Origin of the sequence: Streptomyces lienomycini, assembly GCF_027947595.1 — a bacterium.
Classification (GTDB): domain Bacteria; phylum Actinomycetota; class Actinomycetes; order Streptomycetales; family Streptomycetaceae; genus Streptomyces; species Streptomyces lienomycini.
Window position 1 is genome coordinate 7,813,172 of record NZ_CP116257.1, and the last position, 16,842, is coordinate 7,830,013.

The 16,842-nt window shown below is 69.4% G+C and carries 18 protein-coding genes; 9 read left to right on the forward strand and 9 right to left on the reverse strand.

Features of this window, described 5'->3' with window-relative positions:
- Positions 1-14: 14 nt before the first annotated feature.
- Positions 15-1,829 (reverse strand): phosphomethylpyrimidine synthase ThiC, encoded by a 1,815-nt coding sequence (gene thiC / locus BJ961_RS35695; RefSeq protein ID WP_271416883.1) that lies wholly within the window; start codon positions 1,827-1,829, stop codon positions 15-17.
- Between the two features lie 253 nt (positions 1,830-2,082).
- On the opposite strand from thiC, the gene BJ961_RS35700 reads away from it, so the two are divergent.
- Positions 2,083-3,693, forward strand: coding sequence for a YibE/F family protein (locus BJ961_RS35700; protein WP_271416884.1), 1,611 nt, complete (start codon positions 2,083-2,085; stop codon positions 3,691-3,693).
- Between the two features lie 44 nt (positions 3,694-3,737).
- Here BJ961_RS35700 and BJ961_RS35705 read toward each other — a convergent pair whose 3' ends face one another.
- From BJ961_RS35705 to BJ961_RS35720, 4 genes are all read right to left on the reverse strand, one after another.
- Positions 3,738-4,175 carry an SsgA family sporulation/cell division regulator gene (locus BJ961_RS35705; protein ID WP_271416885.1) on the reverse strand — a complete coding sequence of 146 codons (438 nt, stop codon included), beginning with the start codon at positions 4,173-4,175 and terminating at the stop codon, positions 3,738-3,740.
- Positions 4,176-4,274: 99 nt separating this feature from the next.
- Positions 4,275-5,000, reverse strand: coding sequence for an IclR family transcriptional regulator (locus BJ961_RS35710; protein ID WP_328661433.1), 726 nt, complete (start codon positions 4,998-5,000; stop codon positions 4,275-4,277).
- A 320-nt stretch (positions 5,001-5,320) separates the two neighbouring features.
- Positions 5,321-5,533: a DUF5326 family protein gene (locus BJ961_RS35715; protein WP_271416886.1), complete on the reverse strand. Its 213-nt coding sequence runs from the start codon at positions 5,531-5,533 to the stop codon at positions 5,321-5,323.
- A 178-nt stretch (positions 5,534-5,711) separates the two neighbouring features.
- Positions 5,712-6,029 carry a cupin domain-containing protein gene (locus BJ961_RS35720; RefSeq protein ID WP_055422103.1) on the reverse strand — a complete coding sequence of 106 codons (318 nt, stop codon included), beginning with the start codon at positions 6,027-6,029 and terminating at the stop codon, positions 5,712-5,714.
- A gap of 59 nt (positions 6,030-6,088) precedes the next feature.
- Here BJ961_RS35720 and BJ961_RS35725 point away from each other — a divergent pair, with 59 nt between their 5' ends.
- From BJ961_RS35725 to BJ961_RS35750, 6 genes are all read left to right on the forward strand, one after another.
- A complete protein-coding gene (locus BJ961_RS35725; RefSeq protein ID WP_271416887.1) occupies positions 6,089-6,466 on the forward strand; it encodes a phage holin family protein in 378 nt (125 codons plus the stop codon).
- Positions 6,467-6,471: 5 nt separating this feature from the next.
- Entirely contained in the window at positions 6,472-6,966 is a 495-nt protein-coding gene (locus BJ961_RS35730; RefSeq protein WP_271416888.1) for a low molecular weight protein-tyrosine-phosphatase, read from the forward strand.
- Positions 6,963-8,141, forward strand: a complete 1,179-nt coding sequence (locus tag BJ961_RS35735) for a cystathionine gamma-lyase (RefSeq protein WP_271416889.1) — start codon at positions 6,963-6,965, stop codon at positions 8,139-8,141. The genes BJ961_RS35730 and BJ961_RS35735 overlap by 4 nt, the downstream gene beginning before the upstream one ends.
- Positions 8,142-8,381: 240 nt before the next feature.
- A complete protein-coding gene (locus BJ961_RS35740) occupies positions 8,382-9,287 on the forward strand; it encodes a LysR family transcriptional regulator (RefSeq protein WP_271416890.1) in 906 nt (301 codons plus the stop codon).
- 68 nt (positions 9,288-9,355) lie between these two features.
- Positions 9,356-9,838 carry an NUDIX domain-containing protein gene (locus BJ961_RS35745; protein ID WP_271416891.1) on the forward strand — a complete coding sequence of 161 codons (483 nt, stop codon included), beginning with the start codon at positions 9,356-9,358 and terminating at the stop codon, positions 9,836-9,838.
- Between the two features lie 77 nt (positions 9,839-9,915).
- Positions 9,916-10,782, forward strand: a complete 867-nt coding sequence (locus BJ961_RS35750) for a GNAT family N-acetyltransferase (protein WP_271416892.1) — start codon at positions 9,916-9,918, stop codon at positions 10,780-10,782.
- Positions 10,783-10,810: 28 nt separating this feature from the next.
- Here BJ961_RS35750 and BJ961_RS35755 read toward each other — a convergent pair whose 3' ends face one another.
- Positions 10,811-11,230, reverse strand: a complete 420-nt coding sequence (locus BJ961_RS35755; RefSeq protein ID WP_271416893.1) for a GlcG/HbpS family heme-binding protein — start codon at positions 11,228-11,230, stop codon at positions 10,811-10,813.
- A gap of 106 nt (positions 11,231-11,336) precedes the next feature.
- Complete coding sequence (locus BJ961_RS35760; RefSeq protein WP_271416894.1) at positions 11,337-12,545, reverse strand: MFS transporter; 1,209 nt, start codon at positions 12,543-12,545, stop codon at positions 11,337-11,339.
- 144 nt (positions 12,546-12,689) lie between these two features.
- Here BJ961_RS35760 and BJ961_RS35765 point away from each other — a divergent pair, with 144 nt between their 5' ends.
- Positions 12,690-13,154 carry a MarR family winged helix-turn-helix transcriptional regulator gene (locus tag BJ961_RS35765; RefSeq protein ID WP_271416895.1) on the forward strand — a complete coding sequence of 155 codons (465 nt, stop codon included), beginning with the start codon at positions 12,690-12,692 and terminating at the stop codon, positions 13,152-13,154.
- Positions 13,155-13,173: 19 nt separating this feature from the next.
- Positions 13,174-13,626 (forward strand): GNAT family N-acetyltransferase, encoded by a 453-nt coding sequence (locus BJ961_RS35770; RefSeq protein ID WP_271416896.1) that lies wholly within the window; start codon positions 13,174-13,176, stop codon positions 13,624-13,626.
- A gap of 68 nt (positions 13,627-13,694) precedes the next feature.
- Here BJ961_RS35770 and BJ961_RS35775 read toward each other — a convergent pair whose 3' ends face one another.
- The gene (locus BJ961_RS35775; protein WP_271416897.1) at positions 13,695-15,083 is read right to left on the reverse strand and encodes a serine hydrolase domain-containing protein; all 1,389 of its coding nucleotides are present in this window, start codon (positions 15,081-15,083) and stop codon (positions 13,695-13,697) included.
- A gap of 78 nt (positions 15,084-15,161) precedes the next feature.
- The gene (dnaB, locus tag BJ961_RS35780; protein WP_271416898.1) at positions 15,162-16,640 is read right to left on the reverse strand and encodes a replicative DNA helicase; all 1,479 of its coding nucleotides are present in this window, start codon (positions 16,638-16,640) and stop codon (positions 15,162-15,164) included.
- Between the last annotated feature and the right edge of the window lie 202 nt (positions 16,641-16,842).

A 16,842-nucleotide genomic window follows, 5' to 3' on the forward strand; every position in this document is an offset into this window, starting at 1 on the left:
CTGCCGGGTGAGGACTACTCCGCCAGCGGCAGATACACCCTGTTGCCGCTCGCCGCGAACTCCTTGGACTTCTGGAGCATGCCCTCGGCGACCTCCTCCGGGGACGCCCCCTCGGCCGCCGCGCCACCGAACCGCTCCGTGATGCTCTGACTGATCTTCATGGAGCAGAACTTGGGGCCGCACATGGAGCAGAAGTGGGCTGTCTTGGCCGGTTCGGCCGGCAGTGTCTCGTCGTGGAACTCCCGCGCCGTGTCCGGATCGAGGGCCAGGTTGAACTGGTCCTCCCAGCGGAACTCGAACCTGGCGTCCGACAGTGCGTCGTCCCACTCCTGTGCACCCGGGTGCCCCTTGGCGAGGTCGGCGGCATGAGCGGCGATCTTGTAGGTGATGACACCGGTCTTGACGTCGTCGCGGTTGGGCAGGCCCAGGTGTTCCTTGGGCGTGACGTAGCAGAGCATGGCCGTGCCCCACCAGGCGATCATCGCGGCACCGATGCCGGAGGTGATGTGGTCGTACGCCGGCGCGACGTCCGTCGTCAGCGGACCGAGCGTATAGAACGGAGCTTCATCGCAGATCTCCTGCTGAAGGTCGATGTTCTCCTTGATCTTGTGCATCGGGACATGTCCCGGGCCCTCGATCATGGTCTGAACATTCAAACGCTTGGCGATCCGGTTGAGTTCCCCGAGAGTGCGCAACTCGGCGAACTGCGCCTCGTCGTTGGCGTCCGCGATCGAGCCCGGGCGCAGGCCGTCGCCGAGGGAGTACGTGACGTCGTAGGAGGCGAGGATCTCGCAGAGTTCCTCGAAGTTCTCGTACAGGAACGACTCCTTGTGGTGCGCCAGGCACCACGCGGCCATGATCGAACCGCCGCGCGAGACGATCCCGGTCTTGCGGTTCGCGGTCAGCGGTACGTAGGGCAGGCGCACGCCCGCGTGGACCGTCATGTAGTCCACACCCTGCTCGGCCTGTTCGATCACGGTGTCCTTGTAGATCTCCCAGGTCAGCTCCTCGGCCCGGCCGTCGACCTTCTCCAGGGCCTGGTAGAGCGGCACCGTTCCGATGGGGACGGGGGAGTTGCGCAGCACCCATTCGCGAGTGGTGTGGATGTTGCGGCCGGTGGAGAGGTCCATGACCGTGTCGGCGCCCCATCGGGTCGCCCAGGTCATCTTGTCGACCTCCTCCTCGATGGAGGAGGTCACCGCCGAGTTGCCGATGTTGGCGTTCACCTTCACCAGGAACCGCTTGCCGATGATCATCGGCTCGATCTCCGGATGGTTCACGTTGGCGGGCAGCACGGCGCGTCCTGCCGCGATCTCCTCACGGACCACTTCCGGTGAGGCGTTCTCCCGGAGGGCCACGTACTCCATCTCCGGCGTGATCTCGCCCCGGCGGGCATAAGCGAGCTGGGTCACGGCCTGGCCGTCCCGGCCCCGACGCGGCTGGCGCGGCCGTCCGGGGAAGACGGCGTCGAGGTTGCGCAGACCGCCGCGCGGCGAGGTGTGCTTGAGGCCGTCGTCCTCGGGACGGACGGGACGGCCCGCGTACTCCTCGGTGTCCCCGCGGGCGATGATCCAGTTCTCCCGCAACGGCGAGAGCCCCCTGCGGACATCGGTGTCGACGAGCGGATCGGTGTACGGGCCCGAGGTGTCGTACAGCGTGACCGACTGCCCGTTGGTGAGATGCACCTGACGGACCGGCACCCGCAGATCGGGGCGTGAGCCCTCGACGTACGCCTTGTGCCAGCCGATGGACTTCCCGGCCTCCGCGGCGGTCTCCTCCTGGGCGGAGTTCTGCGCGGAGGCAGGCGTGCGTGCGTCCTTGATGGTCATGAGACCTACTCCCTACGCCGGCATTACCCGGTAACAGGTTCGGCGGTCGACGCAGCGGCTTCCGTCTCTCGACGCTTCGTGGGATACATCACTCGACTTCGGTGACGTTTCCCGTGAAACATCGCTGGGACGGAGGTCAGCGCCCTCTCAGCCCGGTGCTCCGAGCTCCCGCGTGTACAAACGTGTCTCCACGCTAGCGTCCCTTCGGGCGCGGTGAACAGAGGGCCTCCCTCGTTCTTGCGATGATCGGGCGGTGACCACACCGCAGCATCCCCCCTTTCCGCCGCGTCGGCCCCGCCCCGGCCCGGACGCCGAAGAGGGCGACAGCCGTGCAGTCGGCCGCGTCCCCTTCGGAGCCCACGGTGCGCGCGACGGCAGACACGACGCGGACCACGGCCACGACGGCGGCGACGACGTACATGGCCCTGTCGGCGGCCACGGTGCGGGAAGCGGTCACGGGGAGGGCGGGGGTCACGGTGCGGGACACGGGCACGGTACGGACGGTGGGCATGGTTCGGACGGTGGACACGGTGCCGGCGGCGGCCACGGGCACTCGCACGCGCACAGTCACGGACCGGCGGCTCCCGTCTCCCGCCATCTGCGGAAAGTCATCGCCGCGGTCCTGATCCCCTTCGCCGCGGCCGTGGTCGTCGGGCTCGCGGTGCTGTGGCCGAGCGGTGCGCCGCCGCACGAGCGCACCGGGGTCGGCTTCGATCGGCAGACCCAGCAGGCCACTGTCACCAAGGTGGTCGAACTGAGCTGCCAGTCCGTCAACGGCTCCGGCGCCACCCCGACCGGGGACACGTCCACCGCCGAGGGATCCTCGGCGGTGCAACAGGCGAACGGCGACTGCAAGCGGGCGACGATCCGCGTCGACACCGGGGAGGGCAAGGGCCGGACGTTCACCGAGATCGTGCAGCCGGACCAGTCACGACAACTGCACCAGGGCCAGAAGGTCGTGGTCGCCTACGAGCCCTCCGCGCCCAAGGACCTGCAGTACTCGGTGACCGACATCAACCGTCGGCTCCCCCTGGCACTGCTCGCCGGCATCTTCGCCCTGGCCGTGGTGGTCGTCGGACGACTGCGTGGCCTCATGGCGCTGGTCTCGCTGGCCATCAGCTTCCTGCTGCTGAACTTCTTCATCCTGCCCGCGATCCTGCAGGGCTCGAATCCCCTGGTCGTGGCGGTGATCGGGTCCAGCGCCATCATGCTGATCGCGTTGTACCTGTGCCACGGCCTGTCGGCGCGCACGTCCGTGGCGGTGCTCGGCACCCTGATCTCGTTGCTGCTGATCGGTGTTCTCGGGTCGCTGTTCATCGGCTGGGCCGCACTCACGGGCAACACGGACGACAACACCGGCCTCATCCACGGCCTGTATCCGTCGATCGACATGAGCGGTCTGCTGCTCGCCGGGGTCATCATCGGTTCGCTGGGTGTCCTGGACGACGTGACGGTCACCCAGACGTCGGCGGTCTGGGAGCTGCACGAGGCCAATCCGACGATGGGCTGGCGCGGCCTGTACCGGGCGGGCATCCGCATCGGCCGCGACCACATCGCCTCGGTCGTGAACACGCTGGTCCTCGCCTACGCGGGCGCGGCCCTGCCCCTGCTGCTGCTGTTCTCGATCGCGCAGAGCGGCGTGGGGACGGTCGCCAACAGCGAACTGGTCGCGGAGGAGATCGTACGGACACTGGTCGGTTCGATCGGGCTGGTGGCCTCCGTGCCGGTCACCACGGCCCTCGCCGCCCTGGTCGTCTCCGCGGACCGGCCGACCGCCCGGGAGGCCCGGACCGCGGGGAGGACGTCGGGCCCGGTCCTGTCGGCGCCGGCACGTGGCGGGCGGGGCCGTCGCCGCAAGCGCTGACGCCCCGCCGAAGCGTTACGCCGCCGCCGGGCTGCCGTAACGGTTCACCCCGCGCTCTGTTCCTCCGCCAGGATGCGGTCCAGGGCTTCGTCGAGGTGGGTGTCGAAGTCGGCGAGCGCGCCCTCCTGGCCCAGCGGCACCAGCTTGTCGGTGCGGTCCAGGAAGGCCACGAGCGGCGCCGCCGAGGAACGGAACAGCGCCTGGTCGCTTCCGACCTGAAGGCGGATCAGCACTTCCGCCAGGGGTTCGGGATCGACGGGTGCGATGCGCACGTCCCCGTCGCCGCAGGGCCGGCCCACCCCGTCGACCAGCAGTTCCCGGCCGAAGGCCCAGGTCACGGGCGCGTCCCCGGGCAGATGGAAGGTCAGGCGCACGGCATAGGGATCACGGGTCGCGTAGCGAAGCTCCACCGGGATACGGAAAGAGAGCTCCTCGGACACGAGAAAGCTCATCATGACCTCTGCCTGTACGGACTCGCCCATCGCCTACCCCGTCATTCGCCGTCGACTGTCCGGGAATCAAACCTCTAACACTGATGGCATCTTGCTCAACGTACACACCAGATCACAAGGAGTGAGTTTTCAGATACTGATAGAGAGCGAGAGTGATCCCAGAAGCCGCCCCACCTCGTGCTGCAGTCGCTGCGCCGCGGGGAGCAACCGGTCGGCCTGGTGCAGGGGCAAGGAAATGGCCATCGTCGCGGCCGTGGTGCCGACGGTGATCGGAATCGCCGCACAGACCGTTCCGAGGGCGTACTCCTGGCGTTCGGTCACCGGGGTCATCCGCCGCACGCGTTCCAGCCGTTTGAGCAGACTGTGGCCGTCACGTGCCGTGTACGGCGTGACCGGCTGCACCGGGTAGCGGTCGAGGTGGTCCCGGCGGGCGTCCTCGTCCAGCTGGGACAGCAGGCACTGGCCGACGGCATGCGCGTGCCCCGTCTCGCGGAAGTCCGCCCATTCCTCCACCGCGGGGCTGCCCGGGGTGTCGGAGACGCACACGACGTCGATCTCGCCCTCCCGGTACACGGCGTAGTACACGGGGGCACCGATCGCGTCCCGCCAGCGGGCCATGGCGTCGACCACCGTGCTGCGACGTTTCTGCTCGGCACCGCTGCTGCTCAGCCGCTCGGCGGCCTCGCCGAGGAAGAACAGGCCCTTCTCCCGGCGCAGGTAGCCCTCGTGGACCAGGGTGCGCAGCAGGTGGTACGCCGTGGGCAGTGCCAGCCGCGTCTCCCGGGCCAGTTGCTTGGCGGGGGCGCCGTACTCGTGCCCGGCGACGCACTCGAGGAGGCGCATCGCGCGCTGCACGGAGCCGATGAGAGTCGCGGACGGCGGGTCGGCGGAAGGTGGCGCGGAGGGCGGTGTCCGCGGCGTCGAGCCGGGCTGCACGGGGAGGGTGTGCAGCGGGGCGAATGCGGTGTCAGCCGTGGCCAAGGGTCACTCCCGGAACGCGAGGGGCAGCCCGTGCGGGGAACACGGGTGGGGGTGTGCGCCGTTCGCGAGGTCGCCCCCGCGTGGAGTTCCGGACTCTAACCGCCGGTCACCGCTCGCCGAGGGCCCGTCCGGGAAACTTCCCTCGCCCGAGGGAACCGGTGGTTCCTGTTACCGCCACCGGTGTCCCAGGGCTCTCACCAGTCGCTGCGCGACGACGAGCCCGACATGAACTTGCGTACGACGTAGATCAGTCCGCCGACGAGCGCCACGAAGATCAGCAGCTTGAACAGCAGTCCGATCACGAAACCGACCACCGTGGCGATCAGCCCGCCGAACACGACGAGGGCGATGACCGGCACCGCGATCCACTTCACCCACCACGGAAGCCCCGTGAAGATCTCTCGCATCGCCCTCGTCCTTACCTCTCCGCCCCGTTCGGTTCCCGGGCACTCTGCCGTCCCGGTCCCCTGTCCGGGAATCCTTTGATGTCCTGCACTCGATGCTAGAGCCGCGAGCGCCCCGGCAGGGCGCTCGCATCCCTTGCCTCCCCCTGACCGATCCCCTAGGGAACCCCGAGGGCGCGTCTCAGCTCTCTGGCGGAGAGAACACCACCAGGACCCGCAGGTCCTCACTGATGTGGTGGAACTTGTGAGCGACCCCGGCCGGCACGTAGACCACGCTGCCGCGCGCGACCTCGGTGGTCTCCATGCCCACGGTGATCGCGGCCCGCCCGCTCACCACGAAGTACACCTCGTCCTGCGCGTGCGGTTTCTGTGGATCGGCCGTCCCCGCGTCGAGGGCGTACAGACCGACCGACATGTTCCGCTCTCGCAGGAACTGCAGGTAGGCACCGTCGTTGGCGGCGCGCTCCGCCTCCAGTTCGTCCAGCCGGAATGCCTTCATCGCCTCGTCCGCCCCTGCCTCACCGTTCGTTTCCGATCGCGTCTGCCACGATCAGACACATGAAGAATTTCCTAGTCAAGACGATCGCCAACGCGGGCGCCCTCGCGGTCGCCGTGTGGCTGCTGGACAAGATCACCCTGACCGGGGGCGGCACCGGGGAGAAGGCCGCCACGCTGATCGTGGTCGCCCTGGTGTTCGGCCTGGTCAACATGGTGGTGAAGCCCATCGTGCAGGTGCTGACCTTCCCGTTGTTCATCCTGACCCTCGGCCTGTTCACGCTGGTCGTCAACGCGCTGATGCTGTTGCTCACGTCCTGGGTGGCGGACAAGCTCGACCTGAGTTTCCACGTCGACGGCTTCTGGACCGCCGTCCTGGGCGGCCTGATCATCTCGATCGTCTCCTGGGCCCTCAACGCGTTCCTGCCCGACGGGGACTGATCTCGATGACCTACCGCGTCTGTTTCGTGTGCACGGGCAACATCTGTCGCTCCCCGATGGCCGAGGCCGTCTTCCACGCGCGCGTGGCGGACGCCGGCCTCGGCGACCGGGTCCAGGCCGACAGCGCCGGCACCGGTGGCTGGCACGAGGGCGAGGGTGCCGACCCGCGCACCGTGGCCGTCCTGGCGCAGCACGGCTATGACCTCGACCACACGGCCCGCGAGTTCCAGCAGTCCTGGTTCGCCCGCCTCGACCTCGTCGTCGCCCTCGACGCCGGGCACCTGAGGGCCCTGAGACGCCTTGCTCCCACGGAGCGGGACGCCGCCAAGGTGCGACTGCTGCGGTCGTACGACTCCGCCGCGGACAGCGGGGACCTGGACGTCCCCGACCCGTACTACGGGGGCCGGGACGGATTCGAGGAGTGCCTTGAGATGGTGGAGGCGGCGAGCACCGGACTGCTCGCCGCGGTACGCGAGCAAGTGGAAGGACGGGCGGCATGAGTGATCCCGCTACGAACGGCAAGGCGGTCGGGGGTTCGAAGAGACCCGCTGACGGCCCCGGGGACGGCACGCGCGCGGTGCGGGCCGGGCTGCCCGAACCCGTCAAGCACGAACCGACGCTGCCCGGCCCCGTGTTCGCCGCCCACTTCCACCTGCCGGGCGATCCGACCGGTCCGTACACCTACGGCCGCGACGAGAACCCGACCTGGACCCATCTGGAACGCGCCATCGGCGAGCTGGAGGCTCCCGGGCAGGACGACGTCGAAACGCTTGTCTTCGCCTCGGGCATGGCCGCGATCTCCTCGGTGCTGTTCTCTCAGCTGCGCGCCGGGGACACGGCCGTCCTGCCCGACGACGGCTACCAGGCGCTGCCACTGGTCCGCGCCCAGTTGGAGGCGTACGGCATCAAGGTGCGCACCGCGCCGACCGGCGGGAACGCCCAGCTCGATGTGCTGGAGGGCGCGAAGCTGCTGTGGATCGAGACACCGTCGAACCCCGGACTCGACGTGTGCGACGTCCGGCGACTCGTCGCAGCGGCCCACGCGCGCGGAGCCCTGGTCGCCGTCGACAACACCCTCGCCACACCGTTCGGGCAGCGCCCGCTGGAGCTCGGCGCCGACTTCTCCGTGGCCAGCGGCACCAAGCAGCTCACCGGCCACGGCGATGTCCTCCTGGGCTACGTGGTCGGCCACGACACCACCGCGATGACCGCCGTACGGCGGTGGCGCAAGATCGTCGGAGCGATTCCCGGCCCCATGGAGGCCTGGCTCGCGCACCGCTCGATCGCCACCCTCCAGCTGCGCGTGGACCGGCAGGACACCACCGCGCTCAAGGTGGCCGAAACGCTGCGGAGGCGGCCCGAGATCACCGGCCTGCGCTACCCGGGACTGCCCGACGATCCTTCCCACGAGATCGCCTCACGGCAGATGCTGCGCTACGGGTGCGTCGTCTCCTTCACCCTGCCCTCGCGCGCGCACGCCGATCGCTTCCTCGACGCGCTGCGGCTCGTCGAAGGCGCGACGAGTTTCGGCGGGGTGCGGTCCACCGCCGAGCGGCGCGGGCGGTGGGGCGGCGACGCGGTGCCGGAGGGCTTCGTCCGGCTCTCGGTGGGCGCGGAGGATCCCGACGACCTGGTGGCCGATCTGCTGCGCGCGCTGGACGTGGCGGGAGGCTGACCGCCGCCCGACGGACCGTTCGTACCCGTAGCGGCCGGCCCCGCGCGGTACGACGGGCGGTCCGAGCCTCCCCCCTCGTGGCTCGGACCGCCCTCCGGTTCCACGCGCGAAGAACCGCGCGAACCAGGCTAGTTGACTGCATGTCAGTGTCCAATCACCGTAGCGACAGCGACCTATCGACATATTTATAGTTGGGTACTGCCGGGGGCTGGAGAAGAACGGAAGAGGGGAAGGGTCTCCGTGGACCTGGCCTTGCTGCGCACCTTCGTCACCGTGCACCGAGCCGGTTCCTTCACTCGCGCGGCCGCCCTGCTCGGCCTCTCCCAGCCCGCCGTCACCTCGCAGATCCGTACGCTGGAGCGCCAGCTCGGCCGCCCTTTGTTCCTCCGGCAGGCCCGCGGCGTCACCCCGACGACCATCGGCGACGAACTCGCCCACAAGGCCGCACCGCATCTCGACGCGCTGGTGGAGATCACCGAGACCGGGTCGGAGGACGGCTCCTCCCGTCGGACCCTGCATCTGGCCGGACCGCCCGAGTTCACCGTCGAACGGGCACTGCCGGCGCTCACCGAACTCAACGGCGAGTCGGGACATGTGCTCGCCCTGCGTGTCTCGTTCGGAAACGCCGAGGAGACCATGGAAGGCCTGGCCGCCGGGCATCACGATCTGGCCATCGGAACGGGCCGCCCCCGCGGCGCGCTGCTCACTGCGACCCCGCTCTGCGACGAGATGCACGTCCTGGTCGCCGCCCCTCACTGGGCGGAGCGTGCCGGTACCGAGAGGCTTCACGGCACCGACGCGTCCGCCCTTGATGGGGTTCCGGTCGTCGAAGTGCACGAGTCACTGCCCTTCGTCACCCGCTACTGGGCCTCCGTCTTCGATGCCCGCCCGGCTTCCCCTGCCGCTGTCGTCGCCCCCGACCTGCGCGCGGTCCTGACTTGCACGATGGCCGGCGCCGGGCTCGCCGTGCTGCCCCGCTACTTGTGCGCGGAGGCGCTGGAGCGCGGTGACGTCGTCGCCCTGCATGATCCGGCGGTGCCCCCGTTGCGAACGTACTTCCTGGTGGCGCGCACCGGCACACTGGCCTTGCCGCACATCGCCCGCGCCCACGGGTGGTTGTTGCGCGCGGCGGCCGACTGGAACTGAACCGGCGACTCACGAACCGCAGGTGCTCGCGATGTTTCACGTGGAACCAGCCGGGCCACATTTCTCCCATGACCGTCCGACCCGTGGTCAAGCGCACCGCTCGCGCCGTCCTTCTGGACGGCGACCACCTGATCCTGATCAAGCGGACCAAGCCCGGCGTGGACCCCTACTGGGTCACTCCCGGAGGCGGGGTCGAGCCGGACGACAGCACCGTCGTGGACGCCCTGCACCGCGAGGTGTACGAGGAGCTGGGCGCCAAGATCAACGATGTGGTGCCCTGCTTCGTGGACACGGTGGAACACATCGGCGAGGACGGTGGCGCGACCGGCGTGAAGGTGCAGCACTTCTTCGTCTGCCACCTGGAATCCATGGACCCGTCCCTGCGGCACGGCCCCGAGGTCGACGAACCCGCCGGTGAGTACGAGATCGTCCGGGTGCCTTTCAGCCGGGTCGGGATCGCCTCCGTCCACCTCGTACCGCTGTCGCTGCGGCACTACCTGGACGGCAACATCGAAGGTGTACGAGCGATGCAGGCCCCGGACCTCGGCTGACCCGACGTGGCCAAAGATCGCGTGTTCCGCCGGAAAGAGGTGGACGCGGACGGCCACGGTCGGACAGCCTGACCTGCGTGCCGACACCTTCCCCCGCCTCTGCTCCGATCCGCCGTCTGACGCTCCGCGATCTCACCGCCTGCGCCGACCTGTCCGAGGACCGGGGGTGGCCGCGTGAGGAGCACAAATGGTCATTCCTGCTGACAGCCGGAAAGGGGTACGGCATCGACGACCCCGGCGGCGGTCTCGTCGCCGCCTGTACCGTCACCGAGTACGGGCAGCCGGAGCGTCCCGCGCTCGCCGCCATCGGCATGGTGCTGGTCGCCGAGCGGCACGCCCGCCAGGGCATCGGACGCCGACTGATGCGCGACATCGTCGCCACACTGGGCACCGTCCCCCTGACGCTGCACGCGACGCCCTACGGTCGGCCGCTCTACGAGGAACTCGGCTTCAAGGTCACGGGCAGCGCGGAGATGGTGCGCGGGCGTTTCACTCCGGGCGGCCCGGAACCCCGGACCGTCACTCGCGCGGCGACCGCCGAGGACCTCACCACGATCCTCCGGCTCGACGAGGAGGTCTTCGGCGTCGACCGCACCCACATCGTCACGCGGCTGCCCGCCTTCGCCGACCAACTGCGCATCGCGGAGGAGGACGGCCGGATCATCGGGTACGCCGCGGCCTGGCCGAACATGGACACTCACGTCGTGGGGCCGCTGATCGCCCGCGACACCGAGGCGGCCAAGGCGCTGATCGGCTCCCTCGCCGCCCGGACCGACCGACCGCTGCGCACGGACATCGACGTACGGCACGAGGAACTGCTGACGTGGGTGAAGGAGCGCGGCCTCACCGCGGTCGTCCCCAACGCGGTCATGACGTACGGGATCACCGACTTGCCCGGGGACTGGACCCGCCGCTTCGCGCCGCTGACGGTGGCGGCGGGCTGACTCCGTCGGAAGGGGACCCGCACCGCCGTCAGACGAGGGACCGTACGGCGGCCGACGCGAAGGCGTGGTCCTGCTCGGGTGCGCCTCCACCCACCCCGACCGCCCCGATCAGCCGGCCCTCGCGATGCACGGGCACGCCACCCGCGATGAACAGCAGCGGCCGGTCGAGCGCCGTGGGCAGGGTGTGGAAGAGCCCACCGGGCTGAACGGCGTCGACGAGGTCCGCGGTGGGGGCGTTCAGCTGGAGCGCCGTGTAGGCCTTACGGGTGCTGGTCTCCCCGGAGATCAGCACGGCACGGTCGTCGCGCCGGAAGGCGAGCAGGTGGCCGCCCGCGTCGAGGACCGTGACGCTGACGGTGCTCCCGGCGGCCTCGGCTGCACGGTGGGCGGCGGCGACGAGGGCTTCGGCGTCACGGGTCGACAGGGGGGTGACAGCGATGGTGCTCATGGATGTTTCTCCTTGGTCGTGCGGTGGGGCGATGCCTCGGTGGTCGTCGAGGCGGCGGTAGCGGCGCGGAGACGGCTCTGGCCCCGCGGCCACTCGGTCGGGTCGTTCAGTGATGCAGGGCGGCTCGCTGCTCGACGGGCGCGGAGCCCGCGACGACCGGTCCGGGAGCCCTGCCGCGCCGTTCCAGGGCGGAGGAGAGGACAGCGAGGACCAGGGCGGCGGCGGCGAGCGCGGCGCCGACCCAGTTGGGGGCGGTGTAACCGAGGCCGGCGGCGATGACGACACCACCGAGCCAGGCGGAGAGCGCGTTGCCGAGGTTGAATGCGCCGATGTTCACGGCCGAGGCGAGCGTCGGCGCACCGTGTGCGTGATCCAGGACGCGCTTCTGCAGCGGTGGAACGGTGGCGAAGCCCAGGGCGCCGATCAGGACGACGGTCACGGCCGAGGCGATCTTGTTGTGTGCTGTCAGCGTGAAGAGGGCAAGTACGACGGACAGGGCGCCCAGGGAGATGTACAGCATCGGCATCAGGGCGCGGTCGGCGAACTTGCCGCCGACGAGGTTGCCCCCGACCATGCCGAGGCCGAAGAGGACCAGCAGCCAGGTGACCGAACCGTCGGCGAAGCCAGCGACCTGGGTCATCATCGGCGCGATGTAGGTGATGGCCGCGAAGACCCCGCCGAAGCCGAGGACGGTCATGGCCATCGCGAGCAGTACCTGGGCGTTTTTGAACGCGGCCAGTTCGTGACGCAGCCGCACGCCCTCCGCCTTCGGCACGTCGGGGACCAGCTTGGCGACTCCGAGGAGGCCGACGACGCCGAGCCCGGCGACGAGGGTGAAGGTGACGCGCCAGCCGACGGACTGCCCGATCAGCGTTCCCAGCGGGACGCCCACGACGTTGGCGACGGTCAGCCCGGTGAACATCATCGCGATCGCACCGGCCTTCTTGTGCGGGGCGACCAGGCCGGCCGCGACGACCGATCCGATGCCGAAGAAGGCGCCGTGGGCAAGCGAGGCGACCACACGGCCGATCAGCATGACGGAGAAGGCGGGGGCGACGGCGGAGAGCAGGTTGCCGACGACGAACAGGCCCATCAGCAGCATCAGCATGCGCTTGCGCGGCACCCTGGTGCCGAGGACCGTCATCAGCGGGGCACCGAACATCACGCCGAGCGCGTATCCGGTCACCAAGAAGCCTGCGGTGGGGATGGAGACCCCGTAGTCGCTCGCGACCTCGGGCAACAAGCCCATGATCACGAACTCGGTCGTTCCGATCCCGAAGGCCCCGATCGCGAGGGCCAGAAGCGCGAGAGGCATGGAAGGGTACCTTCCCAGGTGATGTGATTGCAGGAGCGCCTTACGAGCGACGACAATAATTGCATGCGCGGGCTAAATGCAATCGCGGGCAATCGCGATCCTGGTCTACCCTGGTCTCAGCCGCTCCGGGACGGGAGGATTCACATGACAGCGACGGACCCCGCGCTCACCGCCCTTTCCCAGGGCTGGTGTGCACTCTCCCTTCTGCACGGGAGGATCGAGGCGCACATCGAGCGTGCTCTGCAGGCCGGGCACGAGCTGAGCGTGCGCGAGTACTCCCTGCTCGACGTCCTCAGCCGCCAGCACGACGGTGACGGAGGGCATCTGCAGATGAAGCAGGTCGCCGACGCCGTCGTTCTCAGCCAGAGCGCGACCACCCGCCTCGTCACCCGACTCGAGGACCGAGGGCTGCTCGAGCGCTACCTGTGCCCCACCGACCGCCGCGGCATCTACACCAACGTCACCGCGACAGGCCTGAAGCTGCTGGACCAGGCACGGCCCACCAACGACGCGGCCCTGCGCGAAGCCCTCGACGCGGCCGCCACGAATCCCGACCTGGCTCCGCTGGTCCGGGCGGTCGAGACTCTGAAGACTCCGGTGCCCGCCTAGCCCGTCCTAGAGTGCGGTCATGGGAGATCTTGAGATACGACCCGCCACCGCCGACGACATCCCGGAGATCGTCGCGATGCTCGCCGACGACCCCCTGGGCGCTCAGCGCGAGTCACCGGACGATCTGAGCCCGTACCTGGCCGCGTTCGAACGGCTCGCCGGGGATCCGAACCAGCACCAGGTCGTGGCCGTGCGGGGCGGACGGGTCATCGGCACACTCCAGCTGACGATCGTCCCCGGCCTGTCCCGGCGCGGCGCCACCCGCTCGATCGTCGAAGGCGTACGCATCCACGGTGACGAGCGCGGCACCGGACTGGGCACCCGGCTCATCGAGTGGGCGATCGACGAGTCCCGGCAGCAGGGCTGCCATCTGGTACAGCTCACCTCCGACAAGAGCCGTATGGACGCCCACCGCTTCTACGAGCGTCTCGGCTTCTCGGCTTCACACACGGGCTTCAAGCTCCAGCTCTGAGTGCCCGCTCCCCACTCAACCGGCGGCCCTGTTCCACGTGAAACAGGGCCGCGCCCGGCCTCGGACGACTACTGGCCGATCCCCCGCCACCCTGCCGGGTCCACCCCTCCGGGCACAGGGGCGCCCTCGTCGTACGGCTGACGCGTGAAGACGAACGACCCGAGGTCCAGATGACTGACGGTTCCGTCGGGGTGCCTCACCGCTCGCAGCAACTCCCCTGCGTAGTAACCTTCCAGCCCCGTCCAGCTGCCGTCAGCGTTCACCCGGAAACGGGAACGGCGCCCCTGCCCCGACAGCGGCTCCAGAGAGACCCCTCCGTCGGAGACCAGTCGCAGGGCGAAGGCGTGTGTTCCCCAGTACCACTGCCCCGCCAGCTCCAGTACGGAGGAGTCGACCTCCCGCAGTGGGCGCCAGGGCTCGGGGATGCGAGGCTCCGCCACCGCGACGATGCGCACGAGGTCGGCTCCGACTGCGGCGAGCAGCGGCCCGGAGGTGCAGTTGGTCAGAACCACCGCGGCCACATCGTCCTCCACACCGATCGTGAGGTTGGCCAGGAATCCCGGCAAGGACCCGGAATGCCCCACGAGCAGCCGCCCGTCCCGGTGCTGGAGCTGCAGTCCCAGTCCGTACGCCGCACCGTCCACGACGTCGGCGGCCTCGGCCGGAGCAGCGGGCGCTCGCATCTCTCGGACGGTGTCCGCGCCGAGCACCCGGTCGTCACCGTGCGCCAGAAAGACGGCGAACCTTGCCAGGTCCCCTGTGGTGGACCAGAGCTGCCCCGCCGGGGCCATCCGCCCGAGGTCCTCCACGGGCTCGGGCAGCATCACGTCGGCCCACGGATGCACCGCCCAGCCATCGGCGTGCGGAGCACTCGGCCGCCCGCTCGTGCGTTCCAGCCCCAGCGGGTCCAGCACCTCCCGCCGCAGCACCTCCTCCCACGAAGCGCCGCGCAGTTTTTCGACCAGCGCGCCGAGCAGGGTGTAGCCAGGGTTGGAGTAGTGGTGTCGCCGGCCGACCGGGTGCAGGAGCGGCCGCTCGCCCAGTACATCGATGAGCTCGGGCCGCAGCGACCCCGGCGTCCGCTCCCACCACGGCGCGGGCGACTCGGCGGCCAGTCCTCCTGAGTGCGCGAGCAGTTCGGCGATGGTGGCTTCCCCCGCCCCGGTGCCCGGCAGATGCTTCTCCAACGGATCCCCGAGGTCGAGCAGCCCCTCGTCACGCAGCCGCAGGACAAGAACGGCGGTGAACGTCTTGGTGATCGAGCCGATCCGGTACTGCACGGTCTCGTCCGGTCCGTGGCCGTCGACCGAGGTCCGCGCCCCGTGCCACACGGTCCGCCCACCCCGGACCACCGCTGCGACGAGCGACGGGGTACGTCCTTCGGCCTGGGCGACGGCGACCCGGTGCGACAGCGCGCGGCGGGTGGCGGGGAGCAGCTCTTCCTGAGGTGTCGTCATGCACCCAGTCCATCCGCCGGGTCGCGCCACGTCGAGCTGATTTCCCCGTGCCGTGCCGAGAGCCGGAGAGAACGTCGATCAGGTCTGTGCCATGTCCACGAAGCGCGAGTAGTGGCCCTGGAAGGCGACCGTGATCGTCGCCGTCGGACCGTTGCGGTGCTTGGCCACGATCAGGTCCGCCTCACCCGCGCGTGGCGACTCCTTCTCGTAGGCGTCCTCGCGGTGCAGCAGGATGACCATGTCGGCGTCCTGCTCGATCGAACCGGACTCACGCAGGTCGGAGACCATGGGTTTTTTGTCGGTGCGCTGTTCGGGGCCACGGTTCAGCTGGGAGAGCGCGATGACCGGGATCTCCAGCTCCTTCGCCAGGAGCTTGAGGTTGCGGGACATGTCCGAGACCTCCTGCTGTCGGCTCTCGGAGCGCTTGGAGCCGCCGGCCTGCATCAACTGGAGGTAGTCGATGACGACCAGTTTGAGGTCGTTGCGCTGCTTGAGGCGGCGGCACTTGGCGCGGATCTCCATCATCGACAGGTTCGGGGAGTCGTCGATGTAGAGCGGGGCCGCCGACACGTCGGGCATCCGGCGGGCCAGTCGGGTCCAGTCGTCGTCCGTCATCGTGCCCGACCGCATGTGGTGCAGCGCGACACGGGCCTCGGCGGACAGCAGACGCATCGCGATCTCGTTGCGCCCCATTTCGAGCGAGAAGATGACGCTTGGCAGATTGTTCTTGATGGAGGCGGCCCGCGCGAAGTCCAGCGCGAGCGTCGACTTGCCCATGGCGGGACGCGCGGCGATGACGATCATCTGCCCGGGGTGCAGGCCGTTGGTCAGCGAATCGAAGTCAGTGAACCCGGTCGGCACACCGGTCATCTCGCCGCTGCGCGACCCGATCGCCTCGATCTCGTCGAGCGCGCCCTCCATGATGTCGCCGAGCGGCAGGTAGTCCTCGCTGGTGCGCTGCTCGGTGACGGCGTAGATCTCGGCCTGGGCGCGGTTGACGATCTCGTCGACGTCGTCGTCGGCCGCGTATCCCATCTGGGTGATGCGTGTGCCCGCCTCCACCAGGCGGCGCAGCACCGCCCGCTCATGGACGATCTCCGCGTAGTAGGCGGCGTTCGCGGCCGTCGGAACGGTCTGTACCAGGGTGTGCAGATACGAGGCGCCGCCGACCTTGTTGATCTCGCCGCGCTTGGTCAGTTCCGCGGCGATCGTGATGGGGTCGGCCGGCTCACCCTTGGCGTAGACATCGAGGATGGCCTGGTAGACCGTCTCGTGGGCCGGCTTGTAGAAGTCGTGGCCCTTGAGGATCTCGACGACGTCGGCGATGGCGTCCTTGGACAGGAGCATGCCACCGAGAACAGACTGCTCGGCATCGAGGTCCTGGGGCGGTACCCGTTCGAAGGTCGGGCCGCCACCGTCCCACGCACCGTTGTCCGAGCCGCGCTCGTGCTGCTCGCCGCGCGTGCGGTCCCCGTCACCGCGGCGGCGGGAGGCGGGCAGACGATCGCTGGGGCCGCTGTCGGCCCACGGGTCGTCCAAGGGTTCGGAAATGCTCACCGAGCCACCTCCTCCCGTCCGCCGAGCGGACCTCGCCGTGCCCCTCATTTCTACGGCACGGCACTGACAAATAAGACGCCCAACTCCGGTTCTGACGCGTCGGTTTTGTGACGGTTCACGAGTCGGCGGACGCAGGGGGCGCCGGATAACCGTAGGCCCGTGGGCACCGTCAGCCAATCTGGTTATCCACAGGCCATGTGGA

Excerpts from the sequence above, each read along its gene's own strand:
- BJ961_RS35765 (WP_271416895.1), top strand. The coding sequence starts at position 12,690 with ATGACAGCGACGGACCCCGCGCTCACCGCCCTTTCCCAGGGCTGGTGT.
- BJ961_RS35770 (WP_271416896.1), top strand. The coding sequence starts at position 13,174 with ATGGGAGATCTTGAGATACGACCCGCCACCGCCGACGACATCCCGGAG.
- BJ961_RS35735 (WP_271416889.1), top strand. The coding sequence starts at position 6,963 with ATGAGTGATCCCGCTACGAACGGCAAGGCGGTCGGGGGTTCGAAGAGA.
- BJ961_RS35705 (WP_271416885.1), bottom strand. The coding sequence starts at position 4,175 with ATGGGCGAGTCCGTACAGGCAGAGGTCATGATGAGCTTTCTCGTGTCC.
- BJ961_RS35745 (WP_271416891.1), top strand. The coding sequence starts at position 9,356 with ATGACCGTCCGACCCGTGGTCAAGCGCACCGCTCGCGCCGTCCTTCTG.
- BJ961_RS35775 (WP_271416897.1), bottom strand. The coding sequence starts at position 15,083 with ATGACGACACCTCAGGAAGAGCTGCTCCCCGCCACCCGCCGCGCGCTG.
- BJ961_RS35730 (WP_271416888.1), top strand. The coding sequence starts at position 6,472 with ATGACCTACCGCGTCTGTTTCGTGTGCACGGGCAACATCTGTCGCTCC.
- BJ961_RS35755 (WP_271416893.1), bottom strand. The coding sequence starts at position 11,230 with ATGAGCACCATCGCTGTCACCCCCCTGTCGACCCGTGACGCCGAAGCC.
- BJ961_RS35715 (WP_271416886.1), bottom strand. The coding sequence starts at position 5,533 with ATGCGAGAGATCTTCACGGGGCTTCCGTGGTGGGTGAAGTGGATCGCG.
- BJ961_RS35760 (WP_271416894.1), bottom strand. The coding sequence starts at position 12,545 with ATGCCTCTCGCGCTTCTGGCCCTCGCGATCGGGGCCTTCGGGATCGGA.
- BJ961_RS35725 (WP_271416887.1), top strand. The coding sequence starts at position 6,089 with ATGAAGAATTTCCTAGTCAAGACGATCGCCAACGCGGGCGCCCTCGCG.
- BJ961_RS35720 (WP_055422103.1), bottom strand. The coding sequence starts at position 6,029 with ATGAAGGCATTCCGGCTGGACGAACTGGAGGCGGAGCGCGCCGCCAAC.
- thiC (WP_271416883.1), bottom strand. The coding sequence starts at position 1,829 with ATGACCATCAAGGACGCACGCACGCCTGCCTCCGCGCAGAACTCCGCC.